Source organism: ANME-2 cluster archaeon (assembly GCA_014237145.1).
Lineage (GTDB): Archaea > Halobacteriota > Methanosarcinia > Methanosarcinales > Methanocomedenaceae > Methanocomedens_A.
In genome coordinates this window covers 105,528-126,260 of the sequence record JAAXOC010000096.1, presented here as the reverse complement: position 1 = coordinate 126,260, position 20,733 = coordinate 105,528, and the positions used below count along the sequence as shown (strand labels likewise).

Below are 20,733 nucleotides of genomic sequence, written 5' to 3'. Positions count from 1 at the left end.
GAAAGGGTTATGAGATGCTTGAGCGGCATGAGGTTAAAGTCTCACGTACCGTTCTAAGATGAGGAGGAGCGGGTAACCGCTCCCTCCTTAATCGGCGGTAAAAATAAAACTAATTCCACCCCATGTTCGTGCTTCACTCTCCCACCGCTCCGCCTCTCTGCACCATACCCTGCCACCGCAGCCCGTCAGGGCCGCTGTGTGGCAGCCACCCTTGTAGATCGTGTGAGATTCGAACTGCATGGAACGTTATGTACCATCCTGTAATTGTTGATAAATAATATGTGCACACATGCCGTTGCACTAATTATTCAGTGCAAATTCTTTATCACTACGATTACCATTTTTTCCAGTTCAAACCGTTGATTCTGTTGAAATGCTTGACATTTCTTGTCAGAAACTCTTCGTTGTTTACTATCACAATACCTGCAATCAGAACATCAAGGATATTTACAGGATTGCCGGCATTCATTAGTTCAGCCTGGATTTTGGCAGATGTAAGTACAGCGGGCATTTCAAATCTAAGTATATCCATAGACCCCAGTAAAGAATTTACTTCTATGTGGGATTTATCGGGTTTTGAGGAACGGTCTGCCCCGTAATAGAGTTCGAAAGCATTGATGATGGTAGTTTTTGGGTTTTTGATCTTATCAGCATAAGCGGCTGCATCTGCATCACCTCTAAGAAGAGCTACCAGATAATCGGTATCCAGAATGGTCATAATTTTGTACGCTCTAAACGGGAAATATCAGTTCCACTGGACCTTATTTCAATGGCCGCCTTTTCAAATTTGTCGTCTTTCAATCTTCCGGCAAATTCTTTTAACGGCTTTTTTCTGACGATTTCTGCTATACGATTTATAAGGGCAGTAAAGCTTTCCCCCTCTTTTTTTAGCTGAACAAGGCTTTTGTAAGCTTCTTCTGAGATAGTTAATGTTTTATGAGCCATATGTTTAAGTGTATTTATTCGTGTATTTAAATATGCCTGTCATTTTTATGAGACTTTTTATTATATCCTGGAACGATTTATAACCACAGAGTGCACAGAGAGCACAGAGGAGACAATAACGCTCCGTGTTCTCTGTGTTCTCTGTGGTTGAACTTCTGTATCATGATCCATTTATCGTACTTGACCAGAATAAAATAAAAAGTCTCATTTTTATTCTTTACGTCTTCTATTGTTAATATTGAAATGCTGTTCAGCCCCCACCCCGTTCTCACACTTCTCCACTCACCTGCGCTGCCCTTCCTGCCTTCGACCTACCGCCCATCCCTGACACTGCGGACCGGGTGTGGGTGCTCATGCGCAGAGCGTGGGTCGAGAAGTGGTGTGCGGTGGGGGCTGCGCTATGGCGGTTAAAATATATAATTAATATACTATTGGACTGCACAGAACTCAAAAGACACAAAGTTAAGGTAACATTGTCGTTGCGGACTTTGCGCCTTTTGCAGTGAAACAGTGAGCGACAAGCTTCAATCTGCGTCTAATATTTTATTGACTGTTATACAGCAAACTATAATTCATATTGGCGTATGTGCTGTGTATCTACACAAATCTTCTGTTAAATTTACCAACTTATTTCTTGGCAGTCCCTGGTTCCACTCCTGCCAGGTCATAGCCTGTTAATCCTCTATTACATACTCGAATACAAGCTGCGCTGCAATAAAAAATACCAGATCGTAAACGACCAACAGCTTGATCTCGTCGATTGCAGAAAACAGGTCGCCGGTTGACAGCACTTTCTGGGTCGCCATGACGGAAGACATGATCAGCGGTATAATGATAGGAAACAGTATCACAGGAAGCAAGATCTCCCTTGTCCTCATATTGACTGTCAGGGCCGAGAACAATGTTCCTACCAGTATGAACCCGATCGTACCAAGCAGGATTATGACAATAAGACCGGCCAGCCCCTTTACATCACTAAAATTGAACAGGACAATGAACAGGGGTACAATAATGGCTTCGATCATGAACATTATGACCAGGTTGGACACGACCTTACCCAGGTAAATGGTGGAAGGGTCAACCGGACATAATTTCAGTCCATCAAGGCACCCCTCTTCCATCTCGCTTGCAAATGAACGGGACAGACCCAGCATTCCGGCAAAGGTAAAAGCTATCCACAATATACCGGGCGCTATATCTGCTACTTCGACATTGAACAGGATGTTGCTGAAAGAATAGTTGAATATGACGATCACAAGCAGCGAGAATATGACCATGCTGTTCAGCATCTGCTTGGTCCGAAACTCCATTAGCAGGTCCTTCCAGGCCAGGTAAAGGAAATCCTTCAATTGTCACACCTCCCTGACATAATGTTCATAGGTATGGCGGAACTGCTCCACGCCTTCCATCTTATCCTTAGCGGCTTCGTACACGATATTCCCGCCATGCAGGATGACAACCTTATCGGCAAGTGCCAGCCCACGCTCGATATCGTGGGATACCATGACCTGGGTCTTGTCTGATACATCAAGTTCTTTTAAGATAGAATCAAATGTAGCTGCTGCATGCTGGTCAAGCCCTGTGTAGGGTTCATCCAGGAACAGTATCTTCGGGTCATGCAGGATGGCCCGGGCAATGCTCAGGCGCTGTTTCATACCCCTGCTGAATGTACCTACCCTGTCATCCAGCCTGTACTGCAACCCAACTTCATTCACAAGTTCGTGTATCCTTGCCTCCAGCTTATCTCTGTGCATACCGTACATCCTACCAAAGAACAGCAAGTTCTCTTTTGCAGTCAGGTCCTGGTACAGGTAGGTCTCATGCGAGATAACACCGATAAGTCGCCTCACTTCCAGTGGTGATTTCTTAACATCGAGGTCATGTACAAGCACAGTCCCTGAAGTGGGGCTGACCAGGGTGGACATGATCTTGACCAGGGTGGTCTTGCCGGCACCGTTGGGACCGAATATGGTTAAAAAATCCCCTGTCTTGATATCCAGGTTGATATCACGAAGCACAGTATGGTTTCCGAAAGTCTTTGACAGATGCCTGATGGAAATAATGATTATCTGCTCCGTTACATATTTTAGAAATATACTAAACCGTGTCTGTTTTTTGTAATTTTTTGCCACAGAGAACACAGAGGTCACAGAGATGCCTTTTTCGCAGCTTTGAATCCTACCTCTGTGTTCTCTGTGACTTCTGTGGCTTTTATCTATAGTTCCGAATTACACATGCGGAGTAGTATAACTACTCTTTCCTGGTTTTTTTAAGTTCCGATTTGCAGCGGACTTGCAATCTTTTTAAGTGTGGCCACGGCAGACAGGGCGGCCAGATAGCTTGTTTTCGGGTTTTCCGGGGAAGGTACATTCTCGACCTGTGTAGTAAACCTGCCAAAGTCCCCTACTACTTCTATCTCATGTCGGTTCCTGTCACTGGCCGGGTCAACTATTATGCGTACCCTTGTTTTTTCCACACCGATACCTGCCAGGCTGATGGCAGCAGCCACATTGACATTTGCGGGGAAGGCTTTCACAGCATCATGGGCAGCACCCTCGAAAATTACCGTGGATTCCCTGAAACCCTCCAGGTCAATATTGTTTTCGACAACGTACGGTGCTCCGCTAAGAGCCCTGGGCGGTTTGGTCGAGGTGAGAGTAACAGATTCTATTCCAGCTATGGATGCGGATTTGATCCCGTCAATACCCACTACTGCTCCTGAAGGAAGGTATATCTTACAGTTATTTTCCAGTGCCAGGGACGACAGCCTGTCCATCAGGTCGGAATCGACCAGGGCGCCTACACTCATTATCATTACATCACACCCATTCTCAAGAGCAGTAACTGCTGCTATCGGCACAGCTTCGGGTGCTGCAGCTTCTACAACAAGGTCTACCATTTCTACCATCTTGCGGATCTTCACCATCCCTGGTTTACAGGACAGGCTGGCGCATAGAGTTTCCATTAGTTCTGTATGGTGTTCGTGTACGGCAACAAGCCGGGTACCTTCGATCTCAGTATCCAGGGCATGACAAATAAAGGACCCGATCGCACCACACCCTACAACTCCTACACGAAGCATATTAACACACCTGTTTAGTATTTATTAAAAATTATTCAGCACAGTCTGTACGATTTCTTTGAAATCATCTTTTAAAGAATAATGGTTGTGCTCTCTTGTCACATCAACACGAAGGATACCAAGACGGGTATTCATCAGGCCCACCATTGCAGAGACGCCACGATAGTTCAAGTCAAAGCCCTGCTGCATGAGGTTTTTATAGATGTCGTTCGTAGTATAGATTTTTCCGACAAGGAACATCTGCAGGACAGTCTTACGCAGATTGGTCTCATCCTTACGTAAATATTTAATTAGCCGTTCTTTGACTTGATTATTGGTATTATTCAGTATTACCACCATCAATATTAATCAGTAAAACCGGGATTCAATATGTTCACTTTAAGGTAAATAAAAGTTGGCGTTAAATAGTGAAATCTACAGCCGTATCTATAGGAATTCGTTCAACAACCAATCTGCCATATGTGGGGTAGCATTCTTCGTACCATGACTGGAACCGGTCTCCAATTTCCGGTGCAATCTCCTCCAGCACCCAACAAGCCAGTTCCACCCTGCCATCCAGCGGTTCAAAAAGCTGCCAGGGCACGTCCAGTCCGGTCAGCATCTCTATGATCCCGTCCACATTTCCTTGTATCACCCCATAGAATAATGTACCGTCCGGGTTCACTTCATCAAATTCACGGCCCAGTATCCGGGCAGTTCGTAGCAGCCTCTTGCGCAACTGGACAGCGTCCTTGAAGCGGGATGAACAGAAATGTGCCTTTGACCCCGGGTCCTGCTGGATAATACTATACGCCACATCCCTGCTCCCGGCCGCACGACAGCTTTCATCATCCATAGCAGAATAACCCCGGGCTTTCAGTGCTTCTGCATTGGTCTCTGAGAACTCCAGCTCATTCAGATTGATGAATACATCACAATCCATGGCAAAATCTGCAACCTGCTCTGAACCTGGCAGGGAAGGTATCTCAAAACCTGCATCTATACCCAGTCCCTTTGCAATTCCAAGCGACCTGGCGAACCCTGACCCTGGCAAATGGTCCCAGATTTCCGGTTGCGGATGGAATCGTATCTCATCGAGTCCTGCCACTTTAAGCTCTTTTAGAATTTCTCTATCAGGGGACAGGGCAGTATAAAGGTGGATGTGATGCTCCCTGCCAAAGCTGGTTTTCAGGAGCCTGATATAACCAAGTACCCTGTCCGGCACCAGCAGTGGTTCACCCCCGGTTATCCCGGTGCCCAGGGCATTCATGCTGCGGGCTTCGTCCAGGATTTCATTATCTGACGATACCGGGCGCTCGTTAGCGAATGTTACATCCTTGCGCATCCGTTTTTCAGAGACCGGGCAGTAGAAACAGCTCTTGCGGCATAATCCGGTCACGAAGAGTACCATTTTGGCGCCTTCGTAGCAGAGCTGGCAGCCGTGTGGAAGATGGGTGTAGAATGAATCGGATCCGTTTTCATGTTCCATGATAGGAGGAATATATGTTCTGCTGAACATTAAATTTAGGGCAACTAACTGGAGATTTTTTATTACATTAAACCGTGTCTTACCGTTCATTGGCTTGATATTGCAAACTCCTACCCTTGTAAGGAGAGCATAATGGCCCTCCCGAGTTCCCATAGTTTCCGTTTGATACCACGCTACGGTCTTAGACCTCGTTGGATTCACATCATCTTTCCATGTCCCAGATCTCACTAAATACTACCACTATAAAGGCCATTTATTTTTCTGAACACTACCAACTATGGCGTCGATCTAGCATCTGTGTCAATAAAATTAGACAGCCACCTGCTAATATCTGTCTCGGGGACTTTATTAAACTCATCCTCAACAAGTGCAACAAAATCCTGAAGGATCTCAGGTCTTTTCACATCAGATTTAACTAAAGGATGTTGTGGAATTTTTCTTATCAATTGCCTTGCTTCCTGAAGTTCTTCATCTGTACCACATTACACAGATTATATATTTCAACAGCCATGGCCGCTATCGGCAGCATTAACCAACCCCAGAGACCGCTGCCCGCATATAGAGCAACGAGATGCAGGCTATGGGGTCGAGCAGGAGGGGCGGCAGGGTGAGTGCTGACGGCAGCGCAGGCAGATGTTTGCAGAGGGTGGCGAGGTAGTGAATAAATGGGGGCTGGGGTGGCAATATTTTAGGATACGGATTTACACGGATTTGAACTTGTGAGGGAAGCAATCATGGGTTAGCACGCGGTTGGCACATTGCAAAACCTGGTTGCTGTCGGTGGGATGATTGAAGAAACTAACAGGAGCTGTAATCAGTTTAAGATGAACCGCCGAGTGCTCAGAGAAAAGTAAATACGCTCTACGAACCTCTGCTGTTTATTCGATTATTTCAACAGCTGCAGAGGTGCCCCAATATGTCCACCACTGCCCGAGGCCGCAGCTCGCATACAGAGCATCCAGGCGCTATCTATCGTAGTGTTTGACTGAGGCGGGCGCGGTTCTGTAAATATTTCGTTTATCTTTTCATGCAGCTTCTGCATAACACGGCGATGGAACCGATGGATATACCCGGTAAACATGCCTAAATACTTCATTAGATATTGTTTTTAGATCATCCTATGTGTAACTCTCCACAGGCAACCCCGTTTTGTCGCTCCAAAGGAAATCCCAAATGGTCACCCGCACAGCGTCGGTGACTGTGATCTGGCGCACTGCGTCATCGTAGGCCTTATCGGGCAGGTGCGGGTTCAGTTCGATGAGCTTCTCACGCAGGATGCGTGTCAGCACTACCTCACGGTCGGATGCACGACCCAGCAGGCTGTCCGGTCTGAAGTCCTCGTTGTTGTAGGCGTAGACTGAGTCCCAGCCGAGCTACTGCTCCAGGTATTCGGCGGTGGTCTGCTGGATAAGGGTGTCTTAGGTGTAGGGGACGGGATTCATGACGATCCACCTTCCAACTCCTTAAGTAAAGCCTTGCCTTTTTCGGTCAGTCGATACTTCTGCAGGCGACTCTTTGGCTTATCTGGAATGGTCATCTCAATCAGGCCCACTTCAAGTGCCGGCGTAAGATGACGATCCCTGAAGTTTGTCTGTCCCTTGAGATTGAGCGCTTCCTGCAGTTCGGCTCTCATCATGGAGCCGCTGGTGAGGACATGTAGTAGTTGCTTGACTTCACTTGTGACTTCACCCGTGACTTCACCCGTGACTTCACCCGTGACCTGGTCTTCAACTTGTTCGATCGGCCGCCTGAACGTGGTTGTCACCCAGTTCTCCGAGACCTCAATCACTGGCTCAGCCACTCCATAATCGCGACACATCTCACGGATTCGTTTGATGCCACTGCCTACCTGTTCCACCATCCCCATACGATAGAACATTCCAAACAGCAATGGATTGCGCGGCACACTTTTCACTCCCAAATCCTCCTCGCGCATCCCAGCGGGCAGGCCGCCCGGCGTCACAATCTCAAGACGGTCGTAGAAGACGTACACCTGCACATTGGCGGTTGAGCGATAGTCACGGTGTGCAATGGCATTGACCAGGGCTTCCCGGAGGGCATCTGCTGGCAACTCCAGCCGTTCGTCCCGGCCTCTCGCATGAGGGATTAGAGCAGTATTCAACTTGGCCTGCAAGTAGGCCATGCAGTCTTCGTAGATTGAATAGAGATCGCCAGCAAAATCCTTGCGGTCTAGGATGTAGGTTTTGGTCGTTCCCCTAAACATCGCACAGGTTACATGCGCCTGCAAGGTATAGCAGGTGATGTCATCACACAGCAGCCAGGCACCGGCATGGGTCATCTTGCTGTCTTTGGTCAGATGCAGGTTATCCAATGCAGGACGAGTCTCCAGCCCATCCGGAAGACGGGCGTGCTGAATAAAACGGCTCCAGATCTCAGGGGTCAGGTCACGTTCCAGATCATAATTGGTACAGGGTGTTTCATCAAAATGAATCAACCCTTCCTTGAAGAAAAACTCGCGGATTTCATTGCGGGCCATCTGCTGCGAGGTCGCACCTTCGCGAATGAAAAACTTGCCGCTAAAGGAATAGGGCTTGCTGTGTTGTTCAGGTATAGTGATGCAAAGTACTTCGCCAATGTTCTCTACATCAACCGCGATGGGGGGTTCGGCAGAACGGGCGATGGACTGGACCTGAGACTTAAGTTTATTGTGCTTGCCAACCCCGACAATCTCACCATCATCATCCACCCCAATCAGGATGATACCACCTGTTGCATTGGCAAAAGCGCATATCTCCCGCCCGAGGCTGGAAGTAACCGTACGTTTGAACTCAGTGGTGAAGCCTTCGCCGAGGGCGATGAGGTTGGAAAGCGTGTGTTCGTTCATACTGTCACCACCCCGTTCATCAAGCGCGGTAGGCGGTCCTGTCCGAAGTCCTCGTTGTTGGAGGCATAGACCGATTCCCAGCCGAGCTGTGAATCCAGATACTCGACCATGGTTTGCTGAACGAGGGTGTCTTCGGTGTAATTGCTAGTGCTCATGATTCGTTGTTTTTCAGTGTCGTCTTAATAATCATAGTAACGTACATTTTCTCAATCATGCTTTTGTCTTTCTCCCGTTACATCAGGAAATGCCATGCCTTTCGAAAACCTGACTCAACCGAACAAAACGCGCATCCTCGGCCAATGTCTGGTCGGCTTTTTCAATATCATCCAGGCACTGCTTAAGTTCTTGTGGCAACAACTGTGCATCATTACCAACAACAGTATCCAGAAACACCAGAGCATCTGATGAAAATTGATTGCACAATTTCGCTTCGTTCAGGAGATGAATAAGATAAAATGGATGTTCAACTGGCTGTAGCCAGTGCTGTAACTTCTCCAACGCCTCTGGAAAGGCTTCCTGTGCAGCCACGCAGAGCTGGCCGAAAAGCTCCGATATCGTGGGTGTCATCACAACAATGGTTTTGGGCCAAACCAAATTAAAGTACGGAAGAACACGATTACGCCAATATTCCCCACGTTGTTCACCAGCGCCATCAAGAGCACGGATAACTGCCTGCACCGCACTTTGCAAGCCCTCCACAGGTAATTTACACGTCGCCTCCGCCAATTCTTTGGTTGTGAATGTGTCGCCCGGGTCTAAGGCTGCAAAGGTCAAAAATGCCGCATACTGCTCGGCGTGCTTACCGAGTTCCTCATAGTGTGTCGCTGTTTCTAACAACGGCTGTTTGATGGCTGACTGCAGCGGTAGGTAGAGGCGAGGTGACCACAAAAAGCCATCCCAGACCGCACGTGCCTCAACCTCAGATAGTTGCCAGTCGAACAAGGGCAGTAGACACTCTCTCACCCACTTCTCATCCACTCGGAACAGCGCAATCGCGTGGGCTGCGAGCAAAACGCGGCCGTGGCGGAACTTCTCAACTCCCGTATCGCAAAGTTTAGTGAATAGAGGTTTGACCTCGTCTCTCAGACCTTCTGTGTCTTTCGGCTTCTGTTGATACCACCAGTGTAGTAACGCCTTCGTCACGAGTCCGACGGGATGGTTGATTGCACTAGACACAGGGTCATAATCCTTATGCACCCCATTTTGGAGTTCCAATTCCAGAATACGACGAATGAGAGCGAAAAACAGCTCCTCACGACCCTTGAAGATTCTGGCTTGTGCTTGCAGCCACCAGCCGAGACTATGTGAAAGTGCTTGAATTACATCATCGGGTGCTTTGGAAATTACTTGCGCCATGCTCCAAGAGTGTTCGATCAATTTATCCTCTGCCCAAACTTGTAGTGCTTCGCGCCAGCGTTCGATGGGCCACTCCTTATCCTGAGCCAAAGCAGACAAGGCGCCAGAGGTAGTCGAAAAGTCGTCACGACAGCGCTGAAGCCAGTCGTCTTCCTGCCTCTGATCTGATCTGGCGGGTTGTTTGAGCCACTCCATCAATTCGATTTGGTGGCGTGGTGTGGGGACAAAATTGCGCCACCTATCATCTTCGCTTATCCAAATCGGAAACTCATCACTTTCGTCTTCAGCCAACTTCCAACCTGGATATTGTAGTGTCAGATCAGCCAGTTTTGTACTGGCATCGTGGCCGAGTACTGCCCCTGAAGCACTCGCTTTTGCCAGTCGCAACCAGATATCTTGATCCACGATGCGTGCACACTCTTGTGGATCAAGGTCATCCATAAACATCTCATGCGGTGGCCCCTCCAAAATGGCTTGCTCCAATTCAGTTATCCCCAATGCATCCAACTTTGGCGTTAGTGACACCAACAGGCGTATTGCTTCGCGCTTGGTTATAATTGACCACAGCCACTTGTGATTATCGGCCAGCAGCCAGCTGAGCGCATGAGGAGGAGGAATTACATCGCTCTGTGTCGCAGCAAAAAAGGCCAGCCGTTTGAATAGCGGATAAGGCACCTGCCACCAGCCTTCTGCGGCATGCCGTGCCTGTGCTGGATTGGTCTGCACCGTAGCCAACCAAGCATCGCGTGTGAGTTCGATCAATGCCGTCCAGTCGGGAAAACCTATGTTCTGTTCGTGCTCGCTGATTGAAGGCTGATCGAGATAGGACAAATCGCTCTTGTCTTCTGCGCCGCTTAATTCCCGCATCAGATCGAGCGCATCACGCAGTAGAACGGTGACGTCCTGCAACAAATCTGGTAGTGCCGCCTGCCAACCCGGCTTGTTCGCCTGATCGCGCAACATGGAATGAACATGATCGCTGGACAGTACGATATCCCATTCTACAAGATCTTTAATGGACTTCGCCTCGTGCAGGTCGGTTATTTCTTCGTCCCAACGGAATGGTTCACGAAGAATCACATATGGCCTCAAAAACTCACGTAGTTCCATACACAAGGTCGGCGTGAGGCCGTCCTGCTCAAAGCGGCGTAACCAATCGTAGAGATCTAAATTGATTTGAGGTGACTTCACACACCCGGACAACAGCAGCCTCCAGAGGATACGCATTAATCGGCTTGGTATGGCTCTGGGAGCAGCAGCGCGGATACGTTCGAGTTCAGTCTGATTGTCATCGTGTACCAGCTTATCAAGGTATTCAATTCGACTCCGGACCATAGATGCGAATCGCTTATGCAACTGGCCGCCTTGATTGGACAACCAAAGTATTAGTTTAGGGTCATCGAGATGCCGCGTGAGCCAATGTGCCAATTGGAACATGAGTTCGTCCCAATAGCTTACCTGGGCACCCATGTCAACAATGCACATCAAGGGCGCATGTGTATACGGTGCTGGACGGCTAATGACGCTAAAAATCAGATTTTCATCTTTTTCGCTTTTGGGAACCACCCCGAAGCACGCCAAGTCGTCATGACTAAACTGGGCTTTAGTCAGCGGTTCGAGCCATTCTAATGGGGGAACGGGATTTAGGTCGGCAAAGTGTTTGGCTGCCAGCCAGTCTGTCAATGCCCACAGCACGCGACCGACGGCAAAGTCTGACCGCGACGATGTCAACGGCGGCGTACTCGCATGCTTCGTTATAATCATTTTCTTGCCACTCACACCATCGCGATACGTGTCAGCCCACTCTTTGAGGGTGAGATGAAGCGCTGAGTGATTTTGTGTATCCGTAGGCACTTCGTATAGCAGCGGAATGGCACCTTTAGTTTCCCATTCGATCTGCGCCTGGTCCCGTTCGCCATCGCGGAAGTTTGCGAAGGCATAGGCTTCAGGTCGAGTTTCACCAAGTAACTCATCGGCGGCGAGCGCATCCATCATGTAGCGCAATACCGGGTCGTTGATGCCATAACCGACGAAGCAAACCGTGTAATTTCGGAACAACTCGCTGACAAAACGAGCCGCCCAACGCTCAGTGAGGTATGCCAGACCAAAATCGCTACTGGTCAAAACCAAGCGATTGAGCGCAGTTTCGTCGGCCGAAGTAGGTAATAAACCGTGCAGATGCACCACACCACGCCAACGGGTCGGTTTTGGAATGGGCAGGAGAGGAGCATCAAAGCTCGGAATCTCAGGCTTATGCCGTGTTATTATGGACTTGAAAATGCGGTCAAAGTTGGTGGTAACTAGCCTGGTCTTGCCCTTGTGATCAATAGCCAGTTGCAGCAGTGCCTGGTGGGTCGTTGTAGCGCCTTTTTTGCGCCACTTGGGCTTGAGAACGTTTGCCAACGCCTTTCTGACCTTAAAGCGATGACCGGGGTAGCGGCGTTCCAACTGATCCAGCATCGCATCGTACTGTTTATTATCATAAGCCTGCTTCTCGATTGGGTACTGCGTCCACGTCGTATCCAACTCCCTATATACCCGATCCATCAAACCGCAAAAATCCGGCAGATCTGCCGGGTATGAAATGCCAGCGCCGCAGAAAAATACAACACGGCCATCTTCGTGTGCCCGCAATAGACTCTCTGGGATATCGGGTCCGTTGGTTACAAAGGCTGGCATCAGACTGCCTCCAAAAGCATGCTTGCCCGTATCGTCGCCATAAAAACCAACATGGCTACATAGATGTTAACGCACCCAACGCTCCGTTCACTCAAACCCTCGTCAAGACCGACAGCGGCTTGAGAGTATCTGGTTGAGGTTACAGTACGTTTATGCTTTACAGTAAACCATTCGCACAAAGCAATGAGTTTGACGAAAACAATTAAGCTCAAACGACAACCTCCCCATTCATCAAGCGCGGCAGGAGGAGGTTGCGGGCTTGGGTGAGTGACTCATTATATTTCGCCAGCTCGTCGGGGTTGAGCGTCCGCAAGAGCTGGCCGAGTACATCGTCATCCAGTTCCTGATATTCGCTCTTGGGAAGGACACCACGCAGGTTGTCGTAGTCGCCTTCTATAGACTCCATTGCTTCAATGATCGCCTTGGAGCGGTCTTCGCTGCCGGGCAGGGCCACGAGATGGTCGAACTGCGCCCTGGGTTGAAGGAAAATAGCGCCCTGCCCGGAGAAATCCTTCTTGGTCAGCGCTCGCGTCTTGACGCCGCGGGTGGGAAGGTTAGCCTCGATACCACCCTTCACCGCAAGATGGCAGCTGTAGGCGTGCCTGAGAAACACCAGCCCCATCACGGGTAGGAAGTACTCGTTGCTGGCGTAGTTGGAGTTAGCCCGCATTGTGTCCACCACACCCCAGAGGCGCTTTTCAATAGCTTCGATGTATTCAAGCTGGGTCAATAAGTGATTCTCCTTCTTTTATCTGTAAACTATCCAATGGGTTTTTAAACTTACCTACATTCTTGGTACAGATATGTGTATATATTTCTGTTATCTTTGAACTTTTGTGCTCAGGCAACTCCTGGATATACTGCATGTCTGTACCACTTTCCAGTAGATATGTGGCAAAACTATGTCTAAGAGAGTAAAACGTGGCATTCGATTCCTCCTGGAACTATGTTAAGTGAATATCAAAATTTAAAATCGTTCCAGTCACTTTCAGTACTTTAGGATAGCTACCCAAAATAGTCATCCACTAAAAACTTATACCCTTCCACTATTCATTGGAGTCCGGCAGCACCTGTCTAATGTGTGTCATGTATAATTAACCCAAATTCGATTCTACGTTAAGTATACTCATCATATATTCGATAGATCTTTGGTATTCAAATACCGCACCACCGGGCATGCTTTCAAACACAGCCCACAATGCGTACAGTTCTCATTCACCATAGCCCACCCATCCTTAACCTTCACACCCCGCACCTTGCACTTACCCACACACAGCCCGCAGCCCGTACACTCCAGCGCCCGCCGGATCGAAGATTCGGCCCCCCTCATCAACCGCCTGGCTCTGGCATCAGTATCGCTCCTGGCAGTCACAGTGCCAGATGCGAACACCTGCACATTATCCTCACCCTGGCTGGATGTGATCACACCATCCATGGAATGCACCTCACCCAGCACTCTCATCATACCCGAACCCTCGATTGCCTCAAGGTTCAGGGGCACACCAAAACTACCCTCAGCCGAAACCCCGCCAGCCTTACATGGCCTGTACCCAGACACCATTGAGAACTCCATCTCCCCGCCGAACCCTTCAGGTACCAGGTTGATGCCCAGCCTCTCTGCCATTTTACGCTGCACTTTCGGAGGATTTTGCCAGCGCCACAGCCCGTAATCTACCCAGCCCTTCCCGTAGCCGAACTTCTCTGCATGGGAGTGCAGCTTCTCCTCGAACCTGGCCCACATTTCAGGATGAATATCCTTAATACGCGACATCTCAGCCATGCTTCCCGAGGGACACAGCCAGCAGCCGATGCGGTCGAACCCCTGTTCATACAACGGATTGTACGGCGCCCCTTTCCAGAAGAGGTACAGCCAGATATGCAGCGCAGTCCAGTTCTGGATCGGCGAGGCCGCTATCTGGTTACCTATCCAGGGATTCTTCCATATCTTATCACTCCTGGCCCGGCCCTCGCTTTCGTACTTGCGCTGACCGATAAATGTCAGGCAGCCTTCTGGGAAGTTCTCTTCAATGAGCGTGGAGATCGGGCCCAGTTTACAGGTCTTGCAGCACCATCTCGCCTCAACCGTGGGTGGTCCGAAAGTATCGATTGAGTCCCAGAACACGTCCCCTGCATAAAAGGTTTTCACAGTCAGGCCGTAATGCCTGCCAACCTCTTTTACATTCTCCAGTGTCTCTGGGAACTCCAGTCCGGTATCAGCGAACAAGACATTGAAGCCATCCAGGCAGTCCATTACCAGCAGCAAGGTGACCAGGCTGTCCTTGCCCCCCGAGTATGATACACTTACAGGTCGGTTTGTGGATTGGGACACGTTCCTGATAAACGCATGGGCTTTAGCTTCAAAATCTTTTAGGATATTAAGATTAGCAGTAACTACATCATCCCATGAATGGGGGACGGGTGCTGCAACTGTTTCAACAATCCCGCTCCACCTGGTCTTGACAGCCACGCCCCTTTTGGCTTCCACCATTTCCCTACCGTTCATCTTAGCCCTGCCGGCAGACACAGGTATGCCATCAGGCGATACCACTATCACCTCAGCGCCCGGGATGATCCCAGGGTCGGCATCGATAACGCCGGGTGCCAGCGTGCTGGCACCTTTTTCTATGAACGGTACTGCCGATTCGTCGATCACCACCCAGTTGCTGCGCCCCTCCATTTTAGTGAATATCCTGGCTGCCCCTTCCATCCTGGGCAGCAGTACCCACTTACCTGACTCCACATCGAACCTGATATTGGCAAGGGGCACTCCACTGGCTATGATCTCTTCCATCCTGTCGTCCGATGGCACTTTATTCATGATGGCGATAGTCCCGTCAGGTATCAAGGGACTGCCGAACTGCGTTATAGCAGTAGCATTGATAAGGTTAATATCATGGGGGAATGTGGGCCTGATATCACCGGGCGGTGTAACCCTGACCTTACCAGCAGGTGAGCCGCATGCACATATGGGCTCCAGTACCGGTAGATCGCATTGGGGGCACCAGTGCAGCACCATTTTTCCCAGGTATATCTTTGTCATGGGGCATCATATGATAGAGAAGTATAGAAATATTGTGCCGGATAATATACTGATATTGACTGTATACTGATAAAGACCGTAAAATGATATAGACTGGTCAATTCCCAGGCGTGGACATGAAATATAAAAAGATAATTAAAGTACAGGCCTTAGCGCTGTCATTGAATCTGGTTGTAGCATTTGCAAAGCTGGTATACGGTCACCTGACCGGTTCTATCAGCATGAAGGCTGACGGTTTCCATTCCTTAATGGACGGTGCATCGACCACGGTGGGAATGCTGGGTATCTGGGTGGCGTCCCGTCCGCCCGATGAATCCCACCCCTACGGGCACCGCAAACATGAGCAGTTCGCCTCGCTGTTCATAGCCGGCCTGCTGCTCATCACAGGGTTCGAAGTGGCCAGGGGTGCCATTCAAACCATATATGAACCTTCTATCCCCAGGGTCACCTCATTGAGTTTTGCCATCATGCTGGGTACCATGGCCGTTAACCTTTTTGTCACCATACTTGAAAGCCGGAAGGGCAGGGAATATAACAGCCAGATACTGGTTGCCGATTCCCTCCACACCAGGAGTGATATCTTCGTATCTATTGGCGTTATCTGCAGTCTGATAGCAGTTAAGGCAGGCTACCCTATGATCGATGTAGTTGCAGGTATCGTAATCGCATTGGTCATTGCCAAGGCCGGGCTGGATGTGGTGAGGGAAGTATCCTTCACTCTGCTGGACACATCGGTCCTGGATACTGATATGCTGTGTGGGATTGCACTGGAAATAAAGGGGGTTGAGGACTGCCACCATATCAGGACCAGGGGTACAGCCGATAATGTCTATGTGGACCTGCACGTGCATGTAAGGGCAGATATGCATATGGATGAGGCGCACTGCTTAGCCCATGCAGTTGAGAACCGCATCAAGGAGAGGGTGGAAGGTGTAAAGGATGTGGTTGTGCATCTTGAGCCTGAAATTATTTCAGGAAAAGATTAAACTGGAAGGAGACAGTGAATGATATATATCCCATCTTTAACAAGTCAGTTTTTTCATTCGTTTGTCAGCTTCATCAACAAGATCTCTTAGATCATTTAAGTAGTTGGCAAACTCTTTGATCTGAGCATAGTCATACAGATCCCAGTTGGTTTCGGGAAACTCACAAGTATTGTATTCGAATATCCTGGATGATATCCCATATCGTAAGCTCATACGTGGGGTATTTGTCATTCAGGATAAGTATGAAAAGCGGATTATAGATTTTTTAGAACGATTTTCTGCCGAGTATTATGTCCGTGTGGTGGAGCTTACTGAAGAAGACTGCGAAATTATGGGACTGCAGATTGAGTAATTTTGTCCCAAGGCCGGATATTCCCAGTCCCTGCAACATTCTACACTATTATTAGTTGCAGTAGAAATGAAGGGGTAAACTCTAACAGATAGTATCTTACCAAACTACCAGGCAAAGTCTCACAGCACACCCTTGGTACTGGGCACATCGTCCCCAACCACAGCTGCAGCCCGCTTCAGCGCCACCGCAAAAGCCTTGAACAGCACCTCGATCTTGTGGTGGTCGTTCTCACCTTCCACCTTCATATGCACATTAATACCCGCATTGCTGACCAAAGACTCAAAAAAATGCCTGGTCATCTGGGTGCCGAAATCGCCCACCTTCGGGCTCATGAACCGTGCATCAAAAGCAAGATAACTCCTACCCCCCAGGTCCAGCGCTACCTCTGCCAGCGCCTCATCCATGGGTATCCTCGCTTCCCCGAACCTTACTATCCCCTTTTTGTCACCCAGTGCTTTTTCAAGGGTTTTTCCCAGCACAATACCCACATCCTCTATAGTATGGTGCTCATCCACATGCACATCCCCAGTGGCATTTATAGTGAGGTCAAGTCCACCATGCCTGGTCAGTGAAGTCAGCATATGATCAAAAAAAGCGATACCAGTATCTATATCGGCAGACCCGCTGCCGTCCAGGTTAAGTTTCATTCCAATTTCAGTCTCCCTGGTCTTACGTTTCTGTTTTGCAATTCTCATATCCCTACGTCCTGGTTTTTTCACTGCATAAAGTATGATTTGTATGATTTCCTGCATCTTTCAATAATTATAGTCAAGAACCTAATATTCGATAGATGACTTCGATAGAAGTTATCGATAGATGACTTCAATAAAAATCATCGATGCTAATGTCTCAACACTTAAATCTTCAGCTAATTGTAATTTTACCACTGAGAACACAGAGAAAACGTACTATTATACCTTTCGGTTTGTTCAGCACGAGGCAGGGCCGCTCCCTCCCCAAATGCCCGAAATATACATGTTGTTGTTCTGGATTCCATGTCATCCCCTGCCAACGTGACTAAAATCAACCGCTCATAAAGCTGTCGCCCCTCTAGGGTTCGCTTCGCTCGACAGCATTATGGCAGTTGATTTCTTAACGTCACATACATATTTATTTATATGTCCAAAACGTACTTATTCGTGTATTAAAAGGATGAGAGGGTAACAGGTTTTCTCACGGGAACGCATCCCAAACAAAATACTTGTTATCCCTCTCGGCCTACTTTTCGAGTAGGCTACAAGATACTTTTATGTTGCTCTTGCAATAAGGTGTATATATGAACAATAATACTCTGTGTTCTATGTGTTTAATCTTCTTTGCCAGGATCCATTTATCCCACTTGATCAGAATAAATTAAAAAGTCTCATAATACTGATAGGTAGTATTTTATGAGGATTCAAAAAATATCCTTTTTTGGGAATGCAAATGACAGAACATGATAACCGGTATTGACGTACTTACCGTCCTACTGGATAAATCCGGCTTCGTGGATTGGAACATCAATGACAGAACCGACCACTTTGCCGTAATATCAAAATCAGGTTATACAAAAAAAGCAGAAGAGTTAGCCATGTAGAACAACTTCATACTTTATTGTCAAGTCAAGCGTAAAGTGTCGCACTGATTTATTTAAATCCGCCTACGCCATATAAAATAGGGCAGATGGTCGCTATACGTTTCATGGTTGACTTGACACTATGCTACAATACCTTAAAAGAACCCTTTCTCACCCGTGATAATACGTTGGCTCTTCAGGCTTCTTCTGCTTACCCTGAAAATTAATAGCAGGCAGCGGCACAGCAGGCGGCAACCCCAGCGTCTTGGATATAGTCAGCGCCATAGGTGCCAGGTTACTCACCATAGTATTAGCTACTTCGTTTTGCACCGCAGGTGGCGCAGACCCGGCAGTCCACTGTTTATGCAGTGCTTCCAGATCAGCATCCTGGAAATAATCCGTAGAACCTTCAAACCTGATATAGCCAATATTTGGGTTCAGGTAATTGATAGACAGGGCATACTCCAGCCTGATTACCTGTTTTTCTCCAAAAGGAGTATTCTGTACCACAAGTGTGGGATTCCTTATATTAATATCAAAATTAATGTTAATGCTTTTTTGATGCTTTGCACCTTCGGGACCTATAAACGACTTTGATTCGATATTTTTAACCTGAAAACCAATAATCATCTGATTCACCATATCACATAAAGAGTATAAGAATTATAAAATCTTGGGTTTGCACCCAAGGATAAAAACTAAAGGGTATGAATACCCCCGTAAAAATCCCTGTGGAAAAAAGATTAATTTACTATGAAGTCAGCACAATCTCAATACTTATATCTTTCGGGACCTGTAACCGCATAAGCTGTCTCAATGCCCGCTCGTCTGCATCCAGGTCAATAAGCCGTTTATGTACACGCATCTCCCAGTGGTCCCATGTAGCTGTCCCCTCACCATCAGGACTCTTTAAGGATGGTACCACCAGTTTCTTTGTAGGCATTGGTATGGGGCCTGAAATATTGACCCCGGTCTTCTCTGCTATACTCTTCACTTGATTGCACAGGGTGTCAAGTGTTGAAGTACTTGTCCCTGATAATCGTATCCTTGCTTTTTGTACCATTAAAAAAAACTCCAAAAAAAAGAGGAGAGTGAGGCTTATGGCCTCGCCTTAATACTGATGACCATTCCAGCGGCCACAGTCTGACCCATATCACGAATAGCAAAGCGTCCCATCTGCGGGATCTCTTTCACATTCTCTATAACAAGGGGCCTGGTAGGTCTCACAGTCACGATTGCCGCATCGCCCGCCTTAATGAAAGTCGGGTTCTCTTCCTTCATCTCACCAGTCTTTGGATCAAGTTTCTTGTCCAGTGACATAAGTGTACAGGCTGTCTGGGCTGTATGACAGTGGAACACAGGTGTATATCCTGCTGAAATAGCTGACGGGTGCTGAAGCACCACGATCTGTGCAGTAAACTCTTCTGCTACTGTTGGTGGTTTGCTTGAGTGTCCACACACATCGCCTCTTCTGACATCGTTCTTTCCGATACCCCTGACGTTCCATCCGATATTATCACCGGGAACTGCCTCGGGTTGCTCTTCATGATGCATCTCAATGGACTTGACCTCACCTGTAGCACCACTTGGCTGGAAGATAACATCTTCACCTTTTTTCATGATACCGGTCTCAACACGTCCTACAGGTACAGTACCTATACCGCTGATGGTATATGCGTCCTGTACAGGAATACGCAGCGGCAGTTTGGTGGGCTTTTCAGGTTCCTTGAGTTCATCAAGTGCTTCCAGGATTGACGGACCATTATACCATTTAGTATTTTCGCTCCTTTTGGCAATGTTATCGCCCTTAAAAGCCGATGTGGGGATAAAATTCATTTCAGCAGGCTTGAATCCTACAATCTTCAGCAGTGCACTGACATCTTCCTTTGCCTTGTTATATTTAGCCTCATCATAGTTGATCTCGTCCATCTTATTGATCGCAATGATGAGCTGGTTGATACCCAGTGTCCTGGACAGGAACACATGTTCCTTTGTCTGTGCCTGTACACTGTCCTTACCTGATACCACCAGGATAGCGGCATCTGCCTGGGATGCGCCTGTTATCATGTTCTTAACAAAGTCACGGTGACCGGGACAGTCTACCACTGTAAAATAATACTTATCAGTATCAAACCGCTGGTGTGCGATATCGATGGTGATACCCCTTTCCCGCTCCTCTTTGAGTGAGTCCATGACCCATGCAAAAGCGAAGGATTCCTTTCCTTTTGCCTTTGCTTCTTCCTTATACTTCTCAATAACATGCGCCTCTACGGCCCCTGTATCATACATCAATCGACCCACAAGGGTTGATTTACCATGGTCGATATGACCGATAACAGCCAGGTTCATATGTGGTTTCTCTGCCATACTTAATCCTCCAATCTTTATTTTATTATTGTAGATTTAATGTCTTTATAGATTTTAC

General features: G+C 48.0%; 17 protein-coding genes and 2 pseudogenes. 1 reads left to right on the top strand and 18 read right to left on the bottom strand.

The window, feature by feature from the left end; genetic code table 11:
* Window positions 1–87: 87 nt before the first annotated feature.
* The 13 genes and pseudogenes from HF974_13405 to HF974_13345 form a co-directional block, all read right to left on the bottom strand.
* Window positions 88–240 (bottom strand): hypothetical protein, encoded by a 153-nt coding sequence (locus tag HF974_13405; GenBank protein ID MBC2699298.1) that lies wholly within the window; start codon window positions 238–240, stop codon window positions 88–90.
* A gap of 94 nt (window positions 241–334) precedes the next feature.
* Window positions 335–718 (bottom strand): type II toxin-antitoxin system VapC family toxin, encoded by a 384-nt coding sequence (locus tag HF974_13400; GenBank protein ID MBC2699297.1) that lies wholly within the window; start codon window positions 716–718, stop codon window positions 335–337.
* Window positions 715–945, bottom strand: a complete 231-nt coding sequence (locus HF974_13395; GenBank protein ID MBC2699296.1) for a hypothetical protein — start codon at window positions 943–945, stop codon at window positions 715–717. Before HF974_13395 ends, HF974_13400 begins: the two co-directional genes overlap by 4 nt.
* A gap of 674 nt (window positions 946–1,619) precedes the next feature.
* Window positions 1,620–2,294 carry an ABC transporter permease gene (locus HF974_13390; protein ID MBC2699295.1) on the bottom strand — a complete coding sequence of 225 codons (675 nt, stop codon included), beginning with the start codon at window positions 2,292–2,294 and terminating at the stop codon, window positions 1,620–1,622.
* Window positions 2,295–2,297: 3 nt separating this feature from the next.
* Window positions 2,298–3,041, bottom strand: a complete 744-nt coding sequence (locus HF974_13385) for an ABC transporter ATP-binding protein (protein ID MBC2699294.1) — start codon at window positions 3,039–3,041, stop codon at window positions 2,298–2,300.
* Window positions 3,042–3,214: 173 nt separating this feature from the next.
* Window positions 3,215–4,027 (bottom strand): aspartate dehydrogenase, encoded by an 813-nt coding sequence (locus HF974_13380; GenBank protein MBC2699293.1) that lies wholly within the window; start codon window positions 4,025–4,027, stop codon window positions 3,215–3,217.
* A gap of 24 nt (window positions 4,028–4,051) precedes the next feature.
* On the bottom strand, window positions 4,052–4,366 hold the full coding sequence (locus HF974_13375) for a DUF2551 domain-containing protein (GenBank protein ID MBC2699292.1): 315 nt from the start codon (window positions 4,364–4,366) through the stop codon (window positions 4,052–4,054).
* Window positions 4,367–4,427: 61 nt separating this feature from the next.
* Complete coding sequence (locus HF974_13370) at window positions 4,428–5,495, bottom strand: radical SAM protein (GenBank protein ID MBC2699291.1); 1,068 nt, start codon at window positions 5,493–5,495, stop codon at window positions 4,428–4,430.
* Between the two features lie 1,438 nt (window positions 5,496–6,933).
* A complete protein-coding gene (locus HF974_13365; protein MBC2699290.1) occupies window positions 6,934–8,340 on the bottom strand; it encodes a hypothetical protein in 1,407 nt (468 codons plus the stop codon).
* A gap of 237 nt (window positions 8,341–8,577) precedes the next feature.
* Window positions 8,578–12,375 carry a hypothetical protein gene (locus HF974_13360; protein ID MBC2699289.1) on the bottom strand — a complete coding sequence of 1,266 codons (3,798 nt, stop codon included), beginning with the start codon at window positions 12,373–12,375 and terminating at the stop codon, window positions 8,578–8,580.
* Window positions 12,376–12,673: 298 nt separating this feature from the next.
* Window positions 12,674–13,105, bottom strand: a pseudogene (locus HF974_13355) (SAM-dependent DNA methyltransferase).
* Window positions 13,092–13,298: pseudogene (locus HF974_13350) on the bottom strand (tyrosine-type recombinase/integrase). The pseudogenes HF974_13355 and HF974_13350 overlap by 14 nt, the downstream one beginning before the upstream one ends.
* 206 nt (window positions 13,299–13,504) lie before the next feature.
* A complete protein-coding gene (locus HF974_13345; protein ID MBC2699288.1) occupies window positions 13,505–15,415 on the bottom strand; it encodes a phosphoadenosine phosphosulfate reductase family protein in 1,911 nt (636 codons plus the stop codon).
* Window positions 15,416–15,531: 116 nt separating this feature from the next.
* Here HF974_13345 and HF974_13340 point away from each other — a divergent pair, with 116 nt between their 5' ends.
* On the top strand, window positions 15,532–16,401 hold the full coding sequence (locus HF974_13340) for a cation transporter (protein MBC2699287.1): 870 nt from the start codon (window positions 15,532–15,534) through the stop codon (window positions 16,399–16,401).
* A 36-nt stretch (window positions 16,402–16,437) separates the two neighbouring features.
* Here HF974_13340 and HF974_13335 read toward each other — a convergent pair whose 3' ends face one another.
* The 5 genes from HF974_13335 to tuf all read right to left on the bottom strand — a co-directional run bounded on the left by HF974_13335 (window position 16,438) and on the right by tuf (window position 20,675).
* Window positions 16,438–16,632, bottom strand: coding sequence for a hypothetical protein (locus HF974_13335; GenBank protein ID MBC2699286.1), 195 nt, complete (start codon window positions 16,630–16,632; stop codon window positions 16,438–16,440).
* Between the two features lie 240 nt (window positions 16,633–16,872).
* Window positions 16,873–17,448, bottom strand: coding sequence for an imidazoleglycerol-phosphate dehydratase HisB (gene hisB / locus HF974_13330; protein ID MBC2699285.1), 576 nt, complete (start codon window positions 17,446–17,448; stop codon window positions 16,873–16,875).
* 1,031 nt (window positions 17,449–18,479) lie between these two features.
* Window positions 18,480–18,938 (bottom strand): hypothetical protein, encoded by a 459-nt coding sequence (locus tag HF974_13325; protein MBC2699284.1) that lies wholly within the window; start codon window positions 18,936–18,938, stop codon window positions 18,480–18,482.
* A gap of 121 nt (window positions 18,939–19,059) precedes the next feature.
* A complete protein-coding gene (locus tag HF974_13320; GenBank protein MBC2699283.1) occupies window positions 19,060–19,371 on the bottom strand; it encodes a 30S ribosomal protein S10 in 312 nt (103 codons plus the stop codon).
* 35 nt (window positions 19,372–19,406) lie between these two features.
* Entirely contained in the window at window positions 19,407–20,675 is a 1,269-nt protein-coding gene (tuf, locus tag HF974_13315; GenBank protein ID MBC2699282.1) for a translation elongation factor EF-1 subunit alpha, read from the bottom strand.
* Between the last annotated feature and the right edge of the window lie 58 nt (window positions 20,676–20,733).

Excerpts from the sequence above, each read along its gene's own strand:
- HF974_13405 (MBC2699298.1), bottom strand. The coding sequence starts at position 240 with ATGCAGTTCGAATCTCACACGATCTACAAGGGTGGCTGCCACACAGCG.
- HF974_13400 (MBC2699297.1), bottom strand. The coding sequence starts at position 718 with ATGACCATTCTGGATACCGATTATCTGGTAGCTCTTCTTAGAGGTGAT.
- HF974_13395 (MBC2699296.1), bottom strand. The coding sequence starts at position 945 with ATGGCTCATAAAACATTAACTATCTCAGAAGAAGCTTACAAAAGCCTT.
- HF974_13380 (MBC2699293.1), bottom strand. The coding sequence starts at position 4,027 with ATGCTTCGTGTAGGAGTTGTAGGGTGTGGTGCGATCGGGTCCTTTATT.
- HF974_13375 (MBC2699292.1), bottom strand. The coding sequence starts at position 4,366 with ATGGTGGTAATACTGAATAATACCAATAATCAAGTCAAAGAACGGCTA.
- HF974_13370 (MBC2699291.1), bottom strand. The coding sequence starts at position 5,495 with ATGGAACATGAAAACGGATCCGATTCATTCTACACCCATCTTCCACAC.
- HF974_13365 (MBC2699290.1), bottom strand. The coding sequence starts at position 8,340 with ATGAACGAACACACGCTTTCCAACCTCATCGCCCTCGGCGAAGGCTTC.
- HF974_13360 (MBC2699289.1), bottom strand. The coding sequence starts at position 12,375 with ATGCCAGCCTTTGTAACCAACGGACCCGATATCCCAGAGAGTCTATTG.
- HF974_13345 (MBC2699288.1), bottom strand. The coding sequence starts at position 15,415 with ATGACAAAGATATACCTGGGAAAAATGGTGCTGCACTGGTGCCCCCAA.
- HF974_13340 (MBC2699287.1), top strand. The coding sequence starts at position 15,532 with ATGAAATATAAAAAGATAATTAAAGTACAGGCCTTAGCGCTGTCATTG.
- HF974_13335 (MBC2699286.1), bottom strand. The coding sequence starts at position 16,632 with ATGACAAATACCCCACGTATGAGCTTACGATATGGGATATCATCCAGG.
- hisB (MBC2699285.1), bottom strand. The coding sequence starts at position 17,448 with ATGAGAATTGCAAAACAGAAACGTAAGACCAGGGAGACTGAAATTGGA.
- HF974_13325 (MBC2699284.1), bottom strand. The coding sequence starts at position 18,938 with ATGATTATTGGTTTTCAGGTTAAAAATATCGAATCAAAGTCGTTTATA.
- HF974_13320 (MBC2699283.1), bottom strand. The coding sequence starts at position 19,371 with ATGGTACAAAAAGCAAGGATACGATTATCAGGGACAAGTACTTCAACA.
- tuf (MBC2699282.1), bottom strand. The coding sequence starts at position 20,675 with ATGGCAGAGAAACCACATATGAACCTGGCTGTTATCGGTCATATCGAC.